General features: G+C 66.7%; 13 protein-coding genes and 1 tRNA gene. 5 read left to right on the top strand and 9 right to left on the bottom strand.

Annotated elements, in window-relative coordinates; all coding sequences use genetic code 11:
* Window positions 1-47: 47 nt before the first annotated feature.
* Together CS1BSM3_RS00955 and CS1BSM3_RS00950 are read right to left on the bottom strand one after the other, a co-directional pair.
* The gene (locus tag CS1BSM3_RS00955) at window positions 48-620 is read right to left on the bottom strand and encodes an NUDIX domain-containing protein (protein WP_244540394.1); all 573 of its coding nucleotides are present in this window, start codon (window positions 618-620) and stop codon (window positions 48-50) included.
* A gap of 208 nt (window positions 621-828) precedes the next feature.
* Window positions 829-1,308 carry an Hpt domain-containing protein gene (locus CS1BSM3_RS00950; RefSeq protein WP_072385092.1) on the bottom strand — a complete coding sequence of 160 codons (480 nt, stop codon included), beginning with the start codon at window positions 1,306-1,308 and terminating at the stop codon, window positions 829-831.
* Window positions 1,309-1,723: 415 nt separating this feature from the next.
* On the opposite strand from CS1BSM3_RS00950, the gene CS1BSM3_RS00945 reads away from it, so the two are divergent.
* A complete protein-coding gene (locus CS1BSM3_RS00945; protein ID WP_143149030.1) occupies window positions 1,724-4,783 on the top strand; it encodes a coiled-coil domain-containing protein in 3,060 nt (1,019 codons plus the stop codon).
* Window positions 4,784-4,792: 9 nt separating this feature from the next.
* On the opposite strand, the gene CS1BSM3_RS00940 is transcribed toward CS1BSM3_RS00945, so the two are convergent.
* The 5 genes from CS1BSM3_RS00940 to CS1BSM3_RS00920 all read right to left on the bottom strand — a co-directional run bounded on the left by CS1BSM3_RS00940 (window position 4,793) and on the right by CS1BSM3_RS00920 (window position 10,957).
* Complete coding sequence (locus tag CS1BSM3_RS00940) at window positions 4,793-5,365, bottom strand: hypothetical protein (protein ID WP_072385090.1); 573 nt, start codon at window positions 5,363-5,365, stop codon at window positions 4,793-4,795.
* Window positions 5,365-7,113 (bottom strand): thiamine pyrophosphate-binding protein, encoded by a 1,749-nt coding sequence (locus tag CS1BSM3_RS00935; protein ID WP_072385089.1) that lies wholly within the window; start codon window positions 7,111-7,113, stop codon window positions 5,365-5,367. Before CS1BSM3_RS00935 ends, CS1BSM3_RS00940 begins: the two co-directional genes overlap by 1 nt.
* Window positions 7,114-7,191: 78 nt before the next feature.
* Complete coding sequence (locus CS1BSM3_RS00930; protein ID WP_083528145.1) at window positions 7,192-8,016, bottom strand: hypothetical protein; 825 nt, start codon at window positions 8,014-8,016, stop codon at window positions 7,192-7,194.
* A 92-nt stretch (window positions 8,017-8,108) separates the two neighbouring features.
* The gene (locus tag CS1BSM3_RS00925) at window positions 8,109-9,473 is read right to left on the bottom strand and encodes a S41 family peptidase (RefSeq protein WP_072385088.1); all 1,365 of its coding nucleotides are present in this window, start codon (window positions 9,471-9,473) and stop codon (window positions 8,109-8,111) included.
* 11 nt (window positions 9,474-9,484) lie between these two features.
* Complete coding sequence (locus CS1BSM3_RS00920; protein WP_143149029.1) at window positions 9,485-10,957, bottom strand: murein hydrolase activator EnvC family protein; 1,473 nt, start codon at window positions 10,955-10,957, stop codon at window positions 9,485-9,487.
* A 193-nt stretch (window positions 10,958-11,150) separates the two neighbouring features.
* Here CS1BSM3_RS00920 and CS1BSM3_RS00915 point away from each other — a divergent pair, with 193 nt between their 5' ends.
* The 4 genes from CS1BSM3_RS00915 to CS1BSM3_RS00900 all read left to right on the top strand — a co-directional run bounded on the left by CS1BSM3_RS00915 (window position 11,151) and on the right by CS1BSM3_RS00900 (window position 13,549).
* Window positions 11,151-11,339, top strand: a complete 189-nt coding sequence (locus CS1BSM3_RS00915; RefSeq protein WP_072385086.1) for a twin transmembrane helix small protein — start codon at window positions 11,151-11,153, stop codon at window positions 11,337-11,339.
* 16 nt (window positions 11,340-11,355) lie between these two features.
* Window positions 11,356-11,958 (top strand): cob(I)yrinic acid a,c-diamide adenosyltransferase, encoded by a 603-nt coding sequence (locus CS1BSM3_RS00910; RefSeq protein WP_072385085.1) that lies wholly within the window; start codon window positions 11,356-11,358, stop codon window positions 11,956-11,958.
* 145 nt (window positions 11,959-12,103) lie between these two features.
* Entirely contained in the window at window positions 12,104-12,799 is a 696-nt protein-coding gene (locus CS1BSM3_RS00905; RefSeq protein ID WP_072385084.1) for a rhomboid family intramembrane serine protease, read from the top strand.
* Between the two features lie 30 nt (window positions 12,800-12,829).
* Window positions 12,830-13,549, top strand: a complete 720-nt coding sequence (locus CS1BSM3_RS00900; RefSeq protein WP_174263590.1) for an FkbM family methyltransferase — start codon at window positions 12,830-12,832, stop codon at window positions 13,547-13,549.
* A gap of 51 nt (window positions 13,550-13,600) precedes the next feature.
* Here the strand turns inward: CS1BSM3_RS00900 and CS1BSM3_RS00895 are convergent.
* Both CS1BSM3_RS00895 and CS1BSM3_RS00890 read right to left on the bottom strand, forming a co-directional pair.
* Window positions 13,601-13,675, bottom strand: a tRNA-Val gene (locus CS1BSM3_RS00895).
* Window positions 13,676-13,922: 247 nt separating this feature from the next.
* Complete coding sequence (locus CS1BSM3_RS00890) at window positions 13,923-15,359, bottom strand: FAD-binding oxidoreductase (protein ID WP_072385082.1); 1,437 nt, start codon at window positions 15,357-15,359, stop codon at window positions 13,923-13,925.
* Window positions 15,360-15,630: the final 271 nt, after the last annotated feature.

Below are 15,630 nucleotides of genomic sequence, written 5' to 3'. Positions count from 1 at the left end.
CGCGGACGCGCCCGCTGCATCCTATCGAGATATGCAAGTGCGGCCGTCTACCACGCGGCTTGCGGGCTCCGCCGGCCGAGCATCTCTTCGATGCGCCGGCGAGCAGCCGGGGCGACGTTCTCCGGCAGATGATCGGGATGAAAGAACCCGGTCTCCGCAATTTCGAGGTTCGGCTTCGGCACGCGGTTGCGGTGCCACTGGCGGATAACATAGATCGCGACGTGATCTCCCGGAAAGAGCGCGCGATTGTCGTAGATGCCGACCAGCTCGGGCGTGCCGTCGATCGTGACGCCGCCTTCCTCGTCGAGCTCTCGGGCGAGGGCTTCCTCGAGCGTTTCGCCGAACTCGACGCCGCCTCCCGGCAGAGCCCAGCCCTCGACATACGTGTGGCGTACAAGCAGGATCCGTCCGTCATCGTCGATCACGATGCCACGCACGCCGAGCGTCAGGGCCCGCCGCCAACGCCAGTATCGCTGGGCCAGTCTGCGAGCGACCTTGTCGAAAACCATCGGCGCAGCTCTCTGAGCGCCAGCCTTGAGATCGGCCTTGAGCGTCGCAAAGCTCGATGCTCGACGGACATGAAGCCTGAGCGCTCCCGTGGCATGACTGAACACATTCATGAGCGTAGCGATGTTCGCCTCCTTGGTACATGGCGGAACGCATCGAAAGGCAGATGCGTTGCGGCCGACCGGCACAGAGGGCACGCGACTACAAAGGCCCATGCAATTCGTGATTGCATGCCACAAAGCGCGCAATCAAGAGCTGCGTGAAAGTTTTCTACACAACTGAAAACAACAATCGCGGTGAAGTGACGGCAACGCCGTGGCCTTATGCGGACGGCTGCGCGGCCGCGCCACCAGTCGAGCGCACCTCTTCGATGTACGTCAGGGTCCGATGGACGGCTTCGCTGAGCCGCTCCAGTGCCTGGCGGGCGCCGTGCGCCGCACGGACGTCGCCGCTGGCGGCGTTGCCGCCGGCAAGCTGGCGCTGGGCACTGAGCTGGAGGGCTTCGGCGGCCTGCGCACATTCCGCGATGGCCCACGCTCCGACGGCCCGGGCCGAGCCCTTCAGGGTATGAGCGGCCTCGATCCAGTCCTTGCGGTCGGCTGCGGCCTGCATCCGCGCCAGGTAGCGCGGCGCCTCGTCTGCGAATAGCCCGAGGACTTCCTGCTCAAGCGCCCTGTCGTTGAGCGTGAAGCGCGAAAGGTGCGCCCAGTCGATCGGCGTGTCCTGGCGGCGCTCCACGTCGCGCGAGCGCCGCAGGCCGGAACGTCCCCGCGCGAGCCTCTCTTGCGTCTGCGTCGCCATTGCCACCTCCTGCAGTCGCCGGCGACCCTGCCGGCACTGGCCTTCCGGGGCGGCCTCGGCGCGGAGCGCCGGTGCCGGAGCACCCGGATATGAAGGAAATATGGATGAAAGGCCCTAAACTACGGTAACCGGCGGGCCGCAAATGCTCGCCAAATGCCGTCTACCGATGAAGAGCCGCCTGCTGCGCCGCAAAGCAGCCCCATTGAACTGCGACGCTCATTCGGGGTCAGCGCCAATCGAATCGGGGAACCCGGCGGGGTACTTGGCGCGGGACCGGCCGCAAATTTCTGGTCGAATCGCGTGGAAGAGATTTGATTCGAGCTGGGCGTTAGGCCGGCAATAAGCTAAAAAGTTTGGGTAAATATCGCTTTGAAGGGGGGCTGCGGCTTACAGGCAACTGTGGCTGCAGCGTGACATGCTGATGAGTCAGGGTCCTAAGAAGGACGAGACGTCTCCTGCTGCCGACCAGCCGCCCCCACTGCGCGTCGAAATGACTGGAACCTCGGGTCCGACGGGGGCCCGGGTCGCACCGCCGCCGCTGCCGAAGTCAGCGGCCGCGCCTGCTGCGCCGCCGCCGGCCATTCCCGCGCCATCCCAGGCCGATAAGTCATCCGCCGCGGCAGCCGCCAGTCCGCCCGCGCCTCCCCGCATCATCTCGGGGGCAGCGCCGAACAGTGCGTCGCCAGCCGCACCGCCGACGTCTGCTGCTAAGCCAGGCCCCAAGGTCGTGGCGAGCGGTGGACCACCGCCCTTGGGCGCGGCTGCGGCCAAACTTGATCCTGCACCTAAGACCGATGCGCCGCCGAAGGCCCCGCCAGCAACGCCGGCCGAGCCTGCAGGCGAAAGCGCACGCAGCTCTGGAAACGGAAGCTCGGCACGCAATGGGCGCCGGCGCGCGGCTGGCCCCTCGCGCACGACGATCGCAGCCAATGACGATGTGCCGTCGATCGGCGGCCTGATCTACGCCCTTCAGCAGAAGCCCTCGCAGCGGCCGATGACGGTCGCGGCGATCGCCAGCGGCGTGTGGGCCGTGCTCGGCCTCCTGCTCGGCTGGGCGATGCTGGCGCCGGAGCTCGCGCGCGCGCCGACCTTCATGGAGATGCTCTCGCGGCCGACCGCGATCACGCTCGCCGCCACGATCCTCATTCCGATCGCGCTCTTCTGGTTCCTTGCGCTCCTCATCTGGCGCGCCCAGGAATTGCGCCTCATGTCCTCGGCCATGACCGAGGTGGCGATCCGCCTCGCCGAGCCGGACCGCATGGCCGAGCAGCAGATCGCCTCGGTCGGCCAGGCCGTGCGCCGCCAGGTCTCGTTCATGAACGAGGCGGTCTCGCGCGCGCTCGGCCGCGCCGGCGAGCTCGAGGCGCTTGTGCACAGCGAGGTCGCCGCGCTGGAGCGCGCCTACAGCGAGAACGAGCACCGCATCCGTGGCCTGCTCGGCGAGCTCTCCGGCGAGCGTACGGCGCTCCTCCAGACCAGCGAGCGTGTGAACCGGGCGCTCAAGGAGATCGGCACCGAGATCCCCTCGCTCGTCGACAAGCTCGGCCAGCAGCAGCAGAAGCTCGCGGGCTTCATCGAGGGGGCGGGGCAGAACCTCGTCGCGCTCGAGACCTCGCTCGCGTCGACTGCCGAAAGCGTCTCGAACAAGCTCGGCAGCCAGACGGCCAAGATCGAGCATGTCTTCGAGGACTTCACGACGACGCTCGCCGTGGCGCTCGAGCAGCGCACCGAGAACCTGCGCCTATCCTTCGAGAAGATGTCGGTCGAGATGGCCGACAGCTCGAAGCGCATCGAGACCGCACTCGACGGTCATGCCGAGCGGCTCACGATCACCTTCGACGAGCGTGCCCAGAAGATCGACGAGGGCATTGCTGTCCGCACCGAGAACCTGCAGGCCGTGTTCGAGCAGTTCGCCGGCGCGCTCGAAGCGACCATGGCGAGCCGCCAGGAGGCGATCGATCGCCAGCTCATCGAACGCACGAAGGTGCTCGACGACGCCTTTGCCGACCGCCTCAAGCTCTTCGACGAGAGCATTCTACGCTCGACGCTCGCCATCGACGGCGCCGTTGCCGACAAAGCGCTCGCCCTCACCGAAGCGCTGGAAGGCCACGCCGCGCAGATCGGCAATGTGCTCGGCAACCAGGCCGAGGCTTTCGACGGCCAGGTGCTCGAAGGCGTGCAGGCCGTGCGCCGGGCGAGCGAGGCTGTGACCCGCCAGTCCATGGCGGCCATCGAGGGCCTCGCCAATCAGGCCGACATGCTGAAGCATGTCTCCGAAGGCCTGCTCACGCAGATCAACAGCGTCACCGGCCGTTTCGAGACGCAGGGCAAGGTCATCATGACCGCGGCCCAGGCGCTCGAGTCCGCCAACACGCGCATCGACCGCACGCTCCAGGCGCGGCAGGACGATCTCTCGAATACGCTCGAGCAGCTTGCCGGCAAGACGGGCGACATCGATCGCGTCATGCGCGGCTACTCGACACAGCTCGAAGGCTCGTTCGCCGAGGCGGAGACACGCGCGAAGCAGGTCGGCGAGCAGCTCACGCGCGGCGCCAAGGAGCAGGCGCGCCTTGCACTCACCGAGATGGATCGCCTCCGCACGACCGCGGGCAGCGAGACCGACCGCGCGCTCGATGAGCTTCGTGCGAAGTTCTCGAACGTCTCGCGCGAGGTCAACGAGCATATCGGGACGCTCTCGAGCCGCTTTAACGCGACCTCGGAGGAAATGCGCGTGCGTGCCCGCACTGCGCTTGCCGAGCTCGAGGCCGAGCAGGCGCGCCTGCGCGACCAGCTCGAGCGCCTGCCCGACACGACGCGTACGAGCACCGATGGCATGAAGCGCGTGCTCCAGGAGCAGCTCCGGGCACTCCAGCAGCTCTCGAGCCTGACCATTCGCGAGAGTGCGCGCCGGGATATTTCCCCGCCCGCCCAGTTGCCGCCTCCCTCGGGCTCTCAGAGCGGTGCGCACGCGGCTGTCGGCCAGAGTCATCAGCAGGCCTCGCGCCAGGCCGCGGCAGCCGAAGCCCAGGCGCGTGCTGCGGCGGGAGCCGGGCGCGAGGGCTGGAAGCTCGGCGATCTTCTGGCTCGCGCTTCGGAGGAGGAAGCCGGTCGTGCATCCGCCGCCACGCAGTCGGCGCCGCCCGATCCGGGCATCAACGTGCCGGGCATCGCGCGCTCGCTCGATGCGACGACGGCAGCGGCGATCTGGTCGCGCTTCCGCACGGGCCAGCGCGGCATCATGGTCCGCAGCATCTACTCCAACGAAGGGCGCACGATCTTCGACGACGTGCAGCGCCGCTATCGCAGCGAGGGACCCTTCAAGGCCACGGTCGACCGCTATCTCATGGACTTCGAGCACGTGCTGCGCGAGGCCGACCAGCAGGATGCGAGCGGCCGTCTTACGCAGTCCTATGTCGTGTCGGATGGCGGGCGCGTGTACCTCTTCCTCGCCCACGCTGCCGGGCGGTTGGCCTGAGGCCGGCGCTCACGAAGATCCCGCGTTGTGAAATCTGCGGCCTGGCGTCAGAGGCGATCGATTGCCAGGGGACCTGAGCTGGCACTGCGGAAGATCGGGGCGCTGGCGCAGCGTATTCTCGACGACGATCTCAGCAAGCCGCTCCGGCGTTACTGAGGACTGCGCCGAATAGCTCCTGCTCCGGCAGGCACGCCGCTGGCTGCGCGTACAGAGCACACCCGTTGCGTGGATCGATCCGCTCCGACGCAGTGTGGCTCGCGAGGACGCTGCGTAGAGGTCGTACTGGATCATCGGCTCGGTGCCGGCGGTCTTGGCTCTCTGGTTCACTTCCGCGATGAGGCGCTCTGCGCGCGCCCAGAATTGCCGGTCCCACGGCTCCCACTGGCTGGTGCTGCCGGCGGGCTTCGCGTGGATGACGAAAGTATCCGCGATCCTTCCGATGTGCTCCCCGTGACTTGTGAAGCAGACGCCACTGCCAGGGTTCTGCGCCGCGCCGACCTGCGGCCAGCTCGCCGTGAGGCAGACGACCAGGCTCGCGAAGAACGCGCTTGTCCTGGCCGACGGCGGCGTTCGGTGCGTCATCACACGGGTCGATCGCCCTTCTGAACCTTGAGCGTGCGGTTGTCGGCGGCGGGCAGCATGCGCGCAGGATCGCGCGTGACGATGCAGTCGAGCACGGTCGGTGTCGATGTGTTCTCGAGGCCCTCGCGGATTGCGGCCGAGAGCTTCTCGGGATCGGTGACGCGGATGCCGTGGCAGCCGAAGCCGCGCGCGATCGCGGCATAGTCCATCTCGACGAGGTCAGAGGACTGATAGTTGCCCGGCCCGTAAACGGCGTGCTGCAGCGCTTTCACATAGCCTGATGCAGCATTGTTGAAGACGACCGCGACGAAGCTCGCACCGAGGCGCCGCGCCGTCTCAAGTTCGCCCAGGCTCATGTTGAAGCCGCCGTCGCCCGTGAGCGCGATCACGCGGCGCTTCGGCCCCGCGCCAATCTGCGCGCCGATGCCGCCCGGCACGCCATAGCCGATCGAGGCAAAGCCGCGGTCGGGCAGGAAGTGGCGGCCGGCAGCCTTGGTGTCGAACATGAGCCCGCCCCAGTGACCGGCAAAGCCGCCGTCCGCGACGAGAATGCCGTCTGCAGGAATGATGCCGTTGATCTCGTGCATGAGGCGGCCGACGTTGATCGGCACTTCCTTGGATTCGAGACGGTCGGCAGCACCGCGGCGCCATTCGGCCATGCGCTTCGGCAACTCGGCGAGGTAGGCAGCGCGCCTCGCGGCGACAGTCGTCCCCGCGCCGAGCGCGGCGGCGAGATCGAGCAGCGTGAGCCGCGCATCACCCGCGAGCGCCACCGACGTGCGCGTCGTGCGGCCGATCTCCTCGGGGTTGATCTCCACATGGATGATCGGCTTGCCCGGCGGGATGAGTGCGAAGCGTTTGGTCGCGATCTCGCCGAGCTTGCAGCCGACGACGAGCAGGCAGTCCGATGCCGCGATCAGCTCGTTGGCAATGCGATCATAGCGGCCGAAGAGACCAGCGGAGTTCGGATGCGTGCACGCGATCGCGCCCTTGCCGGACATCGTGTGCGCGACGGGAATGCCGTACGTCTCTGAAAAGCTCTGCAGTGCCGCATAGGCTTCCGAGATGTGCACGCCGCCGCCGGCCAGGATCAACGGCCGCTCGGCGCGCGCGAGCATGGCTGCGGCCTTCTCCACTTCCGCGCCATCGGGGCGCGTGCGCCGCGCCTGGGCCTTCAGCGTCGTCTCGTCCACCCAGAAGTCGCTCGCGTCGAAATCATGCTCGGCGTGCGCGACATCCTCCGGCACGTTGATGAGCACGGGGCCCGGCCGCCCGCTCGTCGCCACCGCAAAAGCGCGGCGCACGTGCTCGGGCAGGCGCTTGATCACCTCGACGCGGATGACCTCTTTTACGGCCGGGCGCAAGATCTCGAGCTGGCGCGCCTCCTGCGTCATGTTCTTCGTCGCGTGCTCGCGGTTTGCGTCGCCCGTGATGACGATCATGGGCAGGCCGGCATTGAGGCTCTCGATGAGGCCGGTGACGAGGTTCGTCGCGCCCGGACCGAGCGTGCCATCGCACACGCCGGGGCGGTTCGTGACCTTCGCGTAGGCGTCGGCCGCGAAAGCGCCGGCGCGCTCGTCGTTGATCAGCGCGTGCCGGAGGCCGAGCGCGCGGCAGGCCTCGTAGAAGGGAAGGAGCTGAAAGCCGCCCATGCCGAACATCGGCCCGATGCCGGAGAGCTTGAGCATCTCCGCAAGGGCCTGGCCCCCTGTCATGCGGCGCGTCGAGTTCGGCGTAGGGCTGCTCATGGGAATGCTCTCTGCAGAGTTCGGGAGGCCGAGGATTGCAGACGCGGACGCGCCTTGTCGACCCCGCTCATGGTCAGGCTAGAGCGACGCCGCCAGCATGGCATCGCAGAACTCGGCCGCCGACTGTCCGATCCGGCCGCCGTGACGGGTTGCCGTCTCATTGAGCGCGCTGATGAAGCCGTCATGATAGGTCGAGAGGCCGTCACCGATGCGCGCGGAGAAGGCCGAGACGCACGCCCCCGCGATGCCGCGGGCATCGAGCGCCGGCAGGCGGCCGATCCCGGCGCCGTCAACTCCGATGGCGGCATCATTATAGACGGCCGAGAAGACAGGGACCTTGATCGCCGTTTCAGGCCTGCCGCCGAGCAGGCCGCCGTGGGACGCCGTGACGACGACGGCACCGGCATCTGAGGGCGTCACGAGGCTCGCCGAGTCCATCACGATCACCTTGGCGCCGGGGCGGACATCCGAGGCGATCTCATGACGGGCCTCGTCACCGAGCGGTGGTGCAGGCGCCGGGTTGAGCGCCGCGCCCGCGAGCCGCTCGAGCGCCTCGCGGCAGCTCATGCCGACGGTGAGACCCAAGGCGGAGGCGGGCGCGTTCACGGTCGAAAGAATACCGCGCGCCACGCCATCGCGCCCATCGCCGATGCGGGCGCTGGTGTGGGCGATCGCTGCCCCGGGCACGCGGAGGTCGCCGAGCAGATCGAGGCCGGCGATACCTGCGTGCTCGCGGCCGATGCCGGCATCATTCAGGATGATCGCAGCAATGCCCTTGGCCGCTGCGTAGGCTGCTGCGTACGTGCCGCCGTGCGAGGCCGCATAGACGACGGCGCCGCGATGTGCGGGCGTGAGATGCGTGACGCTGTCGAGGGTGATCATCGCCAGGGGCGAGAGGCTCATGCGCATGGTCCTCGATGCAGCGACGCCCAGGCGCATGGCCTGGGCGTCGAAGTTCTCCCGTCAGGTCGCGGCGCGTCCGGGCGCCGTGAAACCTACTTCGTGGCAGCAGGCGCCGGCGCATCCGTTGCATTGGACGAGTCGACCGGCCGCGGCGGCGGCTCGGGGATCTCACCGCGCATGAGCTTGATGGCGTACTGGAGCTGCGCGTCCTTGTCCGCCTCGGGCGGCACATAGGAGTTCGAGCCCGACTCCTCCTTGCCGTCCTTCGCTGCGTCGCCCTTGAGATGGCCGCGCAGGCTTGCCTCGCCGCGCGGCTTCTCCTTGCTCGCGCGCGCCTTCAGCTCATCGGGCAGCTCCTGCTCGACGACAACGTCGGGATCGATGCCCTTGGCCTGGATCGAGCGGCCCGACGGCGTGTAGTAGCGGGCCGTCGTCAGACGGATGGCACCGTTCTGGCCGAGCGGGATGATCGTCTGCACGGAGCCCTTGCCGAACGAGCGTGTGCCGATCACGAGCGCACGGCTGTGATCCTGCAGCGCACCCGCCACGATCTCGGAAGCCGAGGCGGAGCCGCCGTTGATCAGCACCAGGATGCGCTTGGCATCGGTGATGTCGCCGGGGCGCGCATTCGACCGCTGCGTCTCTTCGAGGTTGCGACCCTTGGTCAGCACGATCGCGCCGCGCTCGAGGAAATCGTCGGCCACGGCGATCGCCTGATCGAGCAAGCCGCCGGGGTTGTTCCTGAGGTCGATGATGTAGCCCTTGAGATTCGGAATCTCTTTCTTCAAGCGCTCCACCGAGGACACGAGATTGGCGTGCGTCTGCTCGTTGAAGGTCGTGATGCGGATGTAGGCGATGTCGCCCTCGGCGCGCGCACGCACGGCATTGATGCGGATGCGATCGCGCACGATGCGCAATTCGATCGGGTCGTCGTTGCCGCGGCGCTGGATGGTGAGCGTGATCGGGGTGCCGACCTTGCCGCGCATCTTCTCGACCGCCTGCTCGAGCGTCAGCCCGACGATCTGCTCGCCGTCGAGATGGGTGATGAGGTCGTTGGCCATGACGCCGGCGCGGGCGGCGGGCGTGTCGTCGATCGGAGCGACGACCTTGACGACGTTGTTCTCCATCGTCACTTCGATACCGAGGCCGCCGAACTCGCCCCGCGTCTGCACCTGCATATCATTGAAGTGCTTGCGGTTGAGGAAGGCGGAGTGGGGATCGAGCGAGCTCAGCATGCCGTTGATGGCGCTCTCGATGAGCTTCGAGTCATCGGGCTTCTCGACATAGTCGGACCGCACGCGCTCGAGGACGTCGCCGAAGAGGTCAAGCTGCTTGTAGATCTCGCTGTTGGCGGACGTCGCCGAGTAGGTCCGGGTGACGTTGACAACCGTTGTCAGGCCGGCCACAGCCGAGAGCGTGACGAATGTCCAGAATGCGTAGTCCGCTTTTCGCTTCATTCTTGCACCCTCTAAGAGCGTACCGCCCACCAGGGGCCGGGGTCGATGGGTCGATTGTCCTTACGGAACTCGACATAGAGAACTGGGGCACTACCTTCGGCCTTTGCCGACTGCGATCGCGGGGCGGCGCTCATGAGCCCGACCGGCTCGCCTGCAAGGACAAATTGCCCGACTTGTACGTCGATCTGAGATAGCCCAGCCAAGAGGACATGATACCCGCCCTCGGCATTTATGATCAAGAGCTGGCCCCACGCGCGAAATGGTCCCGCCCAGAGAACTGAACCATCGCTCGGCGAGCGGACCTGGGCCGAATGGCGGGTCTCCAGCACCACGCCCATGGACTGTGTACCGAACTGCGTTTTATCGCCGAACCCAAGCACGCGTTTGCCTTGGGCCGGCAGCGGGAGCGAGCCCTTGGCATTCTCAAATGGGATCGCCGGCTTCATAGGTCCAGGGGCTAGCGAGGCAAGTTGGCTTGCTGAAGGCAAGAGTTGCGCCATGGCGGGCCCTGCCTTGGCCTCGGCTGGCGCGGGCCCTTCCGGTGCGCCGGGGCCCGCAGGACGGGCTGCTGGCGGCTTTTCGGCCGAGAGCATCGGCGGCGTCGGCTGAAGGCCTGCCGGCACCCCGCCGGCCGTCGGGGGGGCGTCGGCCCGCGGCGTTGCGCCACGGTCACCCGGGCCGGCGTCGAGGCGCGCGATCAGCGTCGTCAGGTCGTCGATGCGCCTTGCGGTATCGGCAGCATGCTTGCGCGCGGCGTCGAGCGCCGGCTGATGCTCGGCGAGCGACTGGCGCCTGCTCTCGATAAGTTGAGCGATGCGTGTTCGCTCGATCTCGTGACGGGCGGTCTCGGCGCGCAGGATCGCGCTCTGGGCTTTGCTGGCTTCCATCACCTTCACGAGCTCACTGAGGCGCCCTGCGAGGATCGTCGCCTGCTCGGCAAGCTCGGGGAAGGCGCGGGCCAGGATCATGGCACTGCGCACCATCTGCAGGGCATCCTCGCGCCGCGTGATCATCACCGGCGGCGGATTGCGCCCCATGCGCTGCATGGCGCCCAGCATCACGGCGATCTTGCCGTGACGCTCGGAAAGCTGGTCGCGGATCTTGTGCTCCTGCTCGGCGAGGGCCGTCTGATGGCGCTCGATCTCGGTGAGCCGGGCTTCGCTGTCGTGGATGATCCGGGCTGTCTCGCGCAGGCTGTCGATCAGCCGTTCGCGCTCGGCCTGGATCTCGGCCATGCTCTTCTCGAGACCCTTCGTGCGCTGGCGGGTGTGGTCGAGCTCGCGCCGGGACTTCTCGAGGCTCTCGCGGGCCTGGCCTGTGCCCTGTGCGAGGGCCGCTGGCAGGGCGCCCGCGAGGACGATCAGGATTGCTGCCGACGCACTGGCGCACCTCAATCCGCGGGCGTACATCGCGCCGCGGGCACGGCAGTGCCGTCCCGTCGCATCGCCCCCCGGCGGTTGTGCGGTATGCTCGACTGTCGCCAAACGTGGCCTCTCGAGTGGCAGGCCCCCTCGATCACGCAGGAGGATCGAATGTCATGCCACCATGATTGCGGCAATAGTTTTGCCACGCAATGGCGCAAGACCCGTTAATGTCCCGCCGGCGCGCGCCCACTTGTACACAGGGAGGCGGCCCGTCGATGCGGCCCACGCCGCGAACACACGCCAAGGAGCGTCCATGAGCACGGCCCTATTTCATATGACGACGCTGGCCGTCCTGGCCGTGTTCGTGGTGCTGCTTCTTGGACTTTGGAACATGATGCGGGGGACGAGCCCCAATACCAGCCAGAAGCTCATGCGCTGGCGCGTAGGCCTGCAGTTCCTTGCGATCCTGATTATTATGGCGTTCTTCCTGCTCAACCGCTGACGGAGGGCGTGGCGCCATGGTTGTTCTGAACAAGATCTACACCCGCACGGGCGACAAGGGGACGACGGCGCTCGGCAGCGGCGAGCGCGTGCGCAAGGACAGTCTGCGCGTCTCGGCCTACGGTACGGTCGATGAGACCAACGCGGTCATCGGCATGGCGAGGGTGCACCTTGCAGGCCTCAGCTTTCCCCTCGACGTCGATGCGATCCTCGGGCGCATCCAGAACGATCTCTTCGACCTCGGCGCAGACCTGTGTCTGCCCGACCGCGGCAAGCCCCTCCCCTATGAGCCGCTCCGTATCGTGCCCGAGCAGGTGGCGCGCCTCGAGAATGAAATCGACGCGATGAACGCGGAGCTGAAGCCCTTGCGCTCGTTCGTGCTGCCGGGGGGGACGGCCGGGGCGGCGGCGCTCCATGTGGCCCGCACCGTCTGCCGGCGGGCCGAGCGCCTCATCGTCGAGCTCGCCGCCGCGCCTGACGAGCCGGTGAGCGAGGCGGCGATCCGCTACCTCAATCGCCTCTCCGACCTTCTCTTCGTCGCGAGCCGCTACGTCAACGATCGCGGCGATCGCGACGTCCTCTGGGTGCCAGGCCAAAACCGCGAGGGCGGCAAAACCTAGTGTGATGATCGAGAAATTCGCTACCTCTCAGAGCAGGGGCCGCGAAACATCCCTGATGCCGGACACCTGAATTCGGCTATTATTCCCGCATTCAATAAGCCGGAATTCAACTGACGTCTGTCCGCCATCGAGGGAGTCTTAGCGCGTGTTCGTGCCTCTCAGAGACGACAACCCATTGCGCGTGATCCGCTGGCAGTGGGTGACGGCAGGCCTGATCGCCACAAATATCGCTGTTTTTCTGCTCCAGCTCACGGCGCCCGGCCAGATCTATGCCGCGAGCTTCGCCGAGATACCCGCCGAGCTGCTCGGCACGGGCGGCGGCGCGGTGCGGGGCCCCAATGTGTTCGCCATTCCCGAGGTGCTGACCCTCATCACCTACCAGTTCCTTCATGGCAGTCCGATGCACCTCATCGGCAACATGCTCTTCCTCTGGGTGTTCGGCGACAATGTCGAGGATGCCATGGGGCACATCCGCTTCCTCGTCTTCTACCTGCTCTGCGGCATTGCCGGCGGTCTGGCGCACGCGGTCATGACGCCCTCCTCGACCATCCCGCTGATCGGCGCTTCGGGTGCCGTCGCCGGCGTCATCACGGCCTATCTCATTCTGCACCCGCGCGTGCGCGTGTGGGTGCTGGCCTTCCGCTTCATTCCGCTCAAGATCACGGCGGCCTGGGCGCTCGGCGCCTGGATCGCGACGCAGTTCGTGATGCTTTTCATCCCCGATGGCAGCCCCGTCGCGTGGTGGGCACACATCGGCGGCATCCTCGCGGGGGCCTTCCTGATCGTGTTCATGCGCCGCCCGGGCGTTCCTCTCTTTGACCAAGGCCCGCGGATGGCGTGACAAGTCCCGCTGCAGTTAGTGGAGTTCATTGTGAAGCAATTCGTGAAAGCGGCGCTCGCGCACACTCCCTATAGAATTGTCAGAGCCAGAGGGGCCAACAGATTTGAGGCCATCGAGAGCTGCCTCCAGCACCTGCGCGAGCATGGCTACGCACCGAAGATCGTCATAGACGGTGGCGCTCATATCGGGTCATTCAGCTCGGCCACGAAGGCGCTCTTTCCGAGCGCCACACACCATCTCATCGAGCCACAACCCGCCTGCTTTGCTCAGCTCGACGCGCTCTGTGCCCGGGAGGGATTTCATCTCCACAAGTGCGCGCTCGGCTCCGAGGTCGGGGAATTGCGGATGGCGGCCGGAGACGAGCCGAGTACCGGGGCGCACATAAGCAATGCGGATACGGGAACCGCGGTCATAGCCGCGAGCACGCTCGATGCGCTCTTTGCCGGCAGTGTCGCAGCGAGCGATCGTGCGCTGCTCAAGCTGGACCTTCAGCGGTACGAGATGCACGCCTTGTCGGGTGCCCGCGAGGTGCTGCCCAGGATCGAAGTCATCCTGAGCGAGGTGTCTTTCTTTCAGCAGGCCTACGAGCCGAAGATCGCCGATCTGGTCTCGTTCCTGGCCGCCAAGAACTTCATTCTCTACGACATTGCCGCACTGTCCGGGCGAACCAGGGACAACCGGCTGAAGCAGGGTGACTTCGTCTTCGTCAGATCCGACAGCCCATTGATGGCGGATGACCGCTGGGCCTGATCCCGCGCTGTGGCGCTTTCGGCCCGAGCATTTGAAGCACAAGGAAAATCATGGTGGGCGGTGAGGGGATCGAACCCCCGACATCTTCGGTGTAAACGAAGCGCTCTACCGCTGAGCTAACCGCCCCCAGACCTTTCGCGCGTACCAGCGTCTAGCGTTCACTGGCCGCTCCTGTAAACCCGTTTTCGCATATGCGAACCGACTGGCATAGCGAACGGTGTTTAAGGGAACCCTCATCGGCACCGAGTAGTTCAAGCAACGTATCCGGCGCCTTCGTGCACCGGACTCCGGAGTGGCGGGTGCGTCACTCTCCGTTTTGATGCCTCCCTGTTGACGCCTGAGCCGCGCTTCGCGCGGCTCCTTTCTGTCGGCGTCAGAGCACCTTGCCGGGATTGAGCAGGCCCTTGGGATCGAGTGCGTCCTTGATCCGGCGCATGAGGTCGAGCTCGACGGGATCCTTGAGACGCGCGAGCTCCGCCCGCTTCATGAAACCAATGCCGTGCTCGGCCGAGATCGAGCCGTCCATGGCCGCGACGACGTCGTGCACGCCCGCCATGATCGTATCCCACTGCGCGAGGAACACCTTGTCGTCCATGCCGACGGGCTTGGCGATATTGTAGTGGATGTTGCCATCGCCGAAGTGGCCGATCGGCAGGGGCCGCGCACCCGGGCAGAGCTTTTCGACGGTGGCTGCTGCGCGCTCCAGGAACTCCGGGATGCGCGCGACCGCGACCGAGATGTCGTGCTTGATGTTGCCGCCTTCGGGCCGCTGTGCCTCGGAGATGGACTCGCGGATGAGCCAGAGATCACGCGCCTGATTGGGCGACTGCGCGATCGCGGCGTCCAGAATGAGCCCTTTCTCGCTCGCGGCGACGAGAATGTCTTCCATCTGCGCCTGTGCGCCGCCGTCCGCCTTCGGCCCCGAGATCTCGAGCAGCACGTACCAGGGATAAGGCGTCGCGAAGGGATCGCGCGTGCCCTTGATGTGCTTGAGCACGATCTCGACCATGAGGCGCGGGATGAACTCGAAGGCCGTGAGCGTCGAGCCCGCGCGCGCCTGTGCCTCGGAAAGCAGCGTCAGCGCATTCTCGATCGAGGGCAGCGTGACCATGGCCGTCGCCATCTCGGCCGGGCGCGGCAGCAGGCGCAGCACCGCCGCCGTGATGATGCCGAGCGTGCCTTCCGAGCCGATGAAGAGATCGCGCAGGTCGTAGCCCGTGTTGTCCTTCTTGAGCGCGCGCAGCCCATTCCACACGCGCCCGTCCGCCAGCACGACTTCGAGGCCCAGCACCTGCTGGCGCGCATTGCCATAGGCGAGCACGCCGACGCCGCCCGCATTCGTGCCGAGATTGCCGCCAATGCGGCAGCTTCCCTGCGAGGGCAGCGCCAGCGGAAAGAGGCGGCCCGCCTTCTCGGCGACGTCCTGGCATTCCTGCAGCGTCAGGCCCGCCTCGACGGTCATGCTCGTGCCCACCGGATCGACATGGCGGACCTTGTTCATGCGCGCGACCGAGACGACGATCTCGCCATGTTGGGGGATCTGGCCGCCCACAAGACCTGTGTTGCCCGCCTGTGGAACCACGGCGAGGTTCAGCTCGTTGGCGAGCGCCATGATGCGGCTCACCTCTTCCGTCGAGCCGGGGCGCAGCACGAGGGCCGAGCGGCCGACGTACTTGTCGCGCAGTTCCTTGAGGTAGGGGAGCTGCTGGTCGGGATCGACGAGGGCGTGCGCTTTCCCGACGATCGCGGCAAAGCGCTCGACGATTTCAGGGGAGAGCAGGCGGGCGCGGTTCGGGGACATCTCGTTCATTGAGGGTCTCGGGCCAAGTCCTAGGGCGTTTCACGAGGCAGTCAGCGCGTCCGGGCAGCCCGGCGCGTTGATACTCCTCAAGTTCTGGATACGGGGAATTGGGCGGCGGGGCCAGCGGGAATGGGCGCGGAGCTGGGGTGGGCGAGGCGCAAGGCTGGGGGGTGTCACAGATCAAGAGAAGCATCCCGAGGCCCGGCATCAAACGGCCCATTGAACCCGGGTAGCTAACTCTGTTTCAGTATGCCAAGCTGCTCCAAATTTAAGGGGTGGT

The sequence above is a fragment of the Hyphomicrobium sp. CS1BSMeth3 genome, assembly GCF_900117415.1.
Lineage (GTDB): Bacteria > Pseudomonadota > Alphaproteobacteria > Rhizobiales > Hyphomicrobiaceae.
This window is presented reverse-complemented; position numbering and strand designations above follow the sequence as displayed.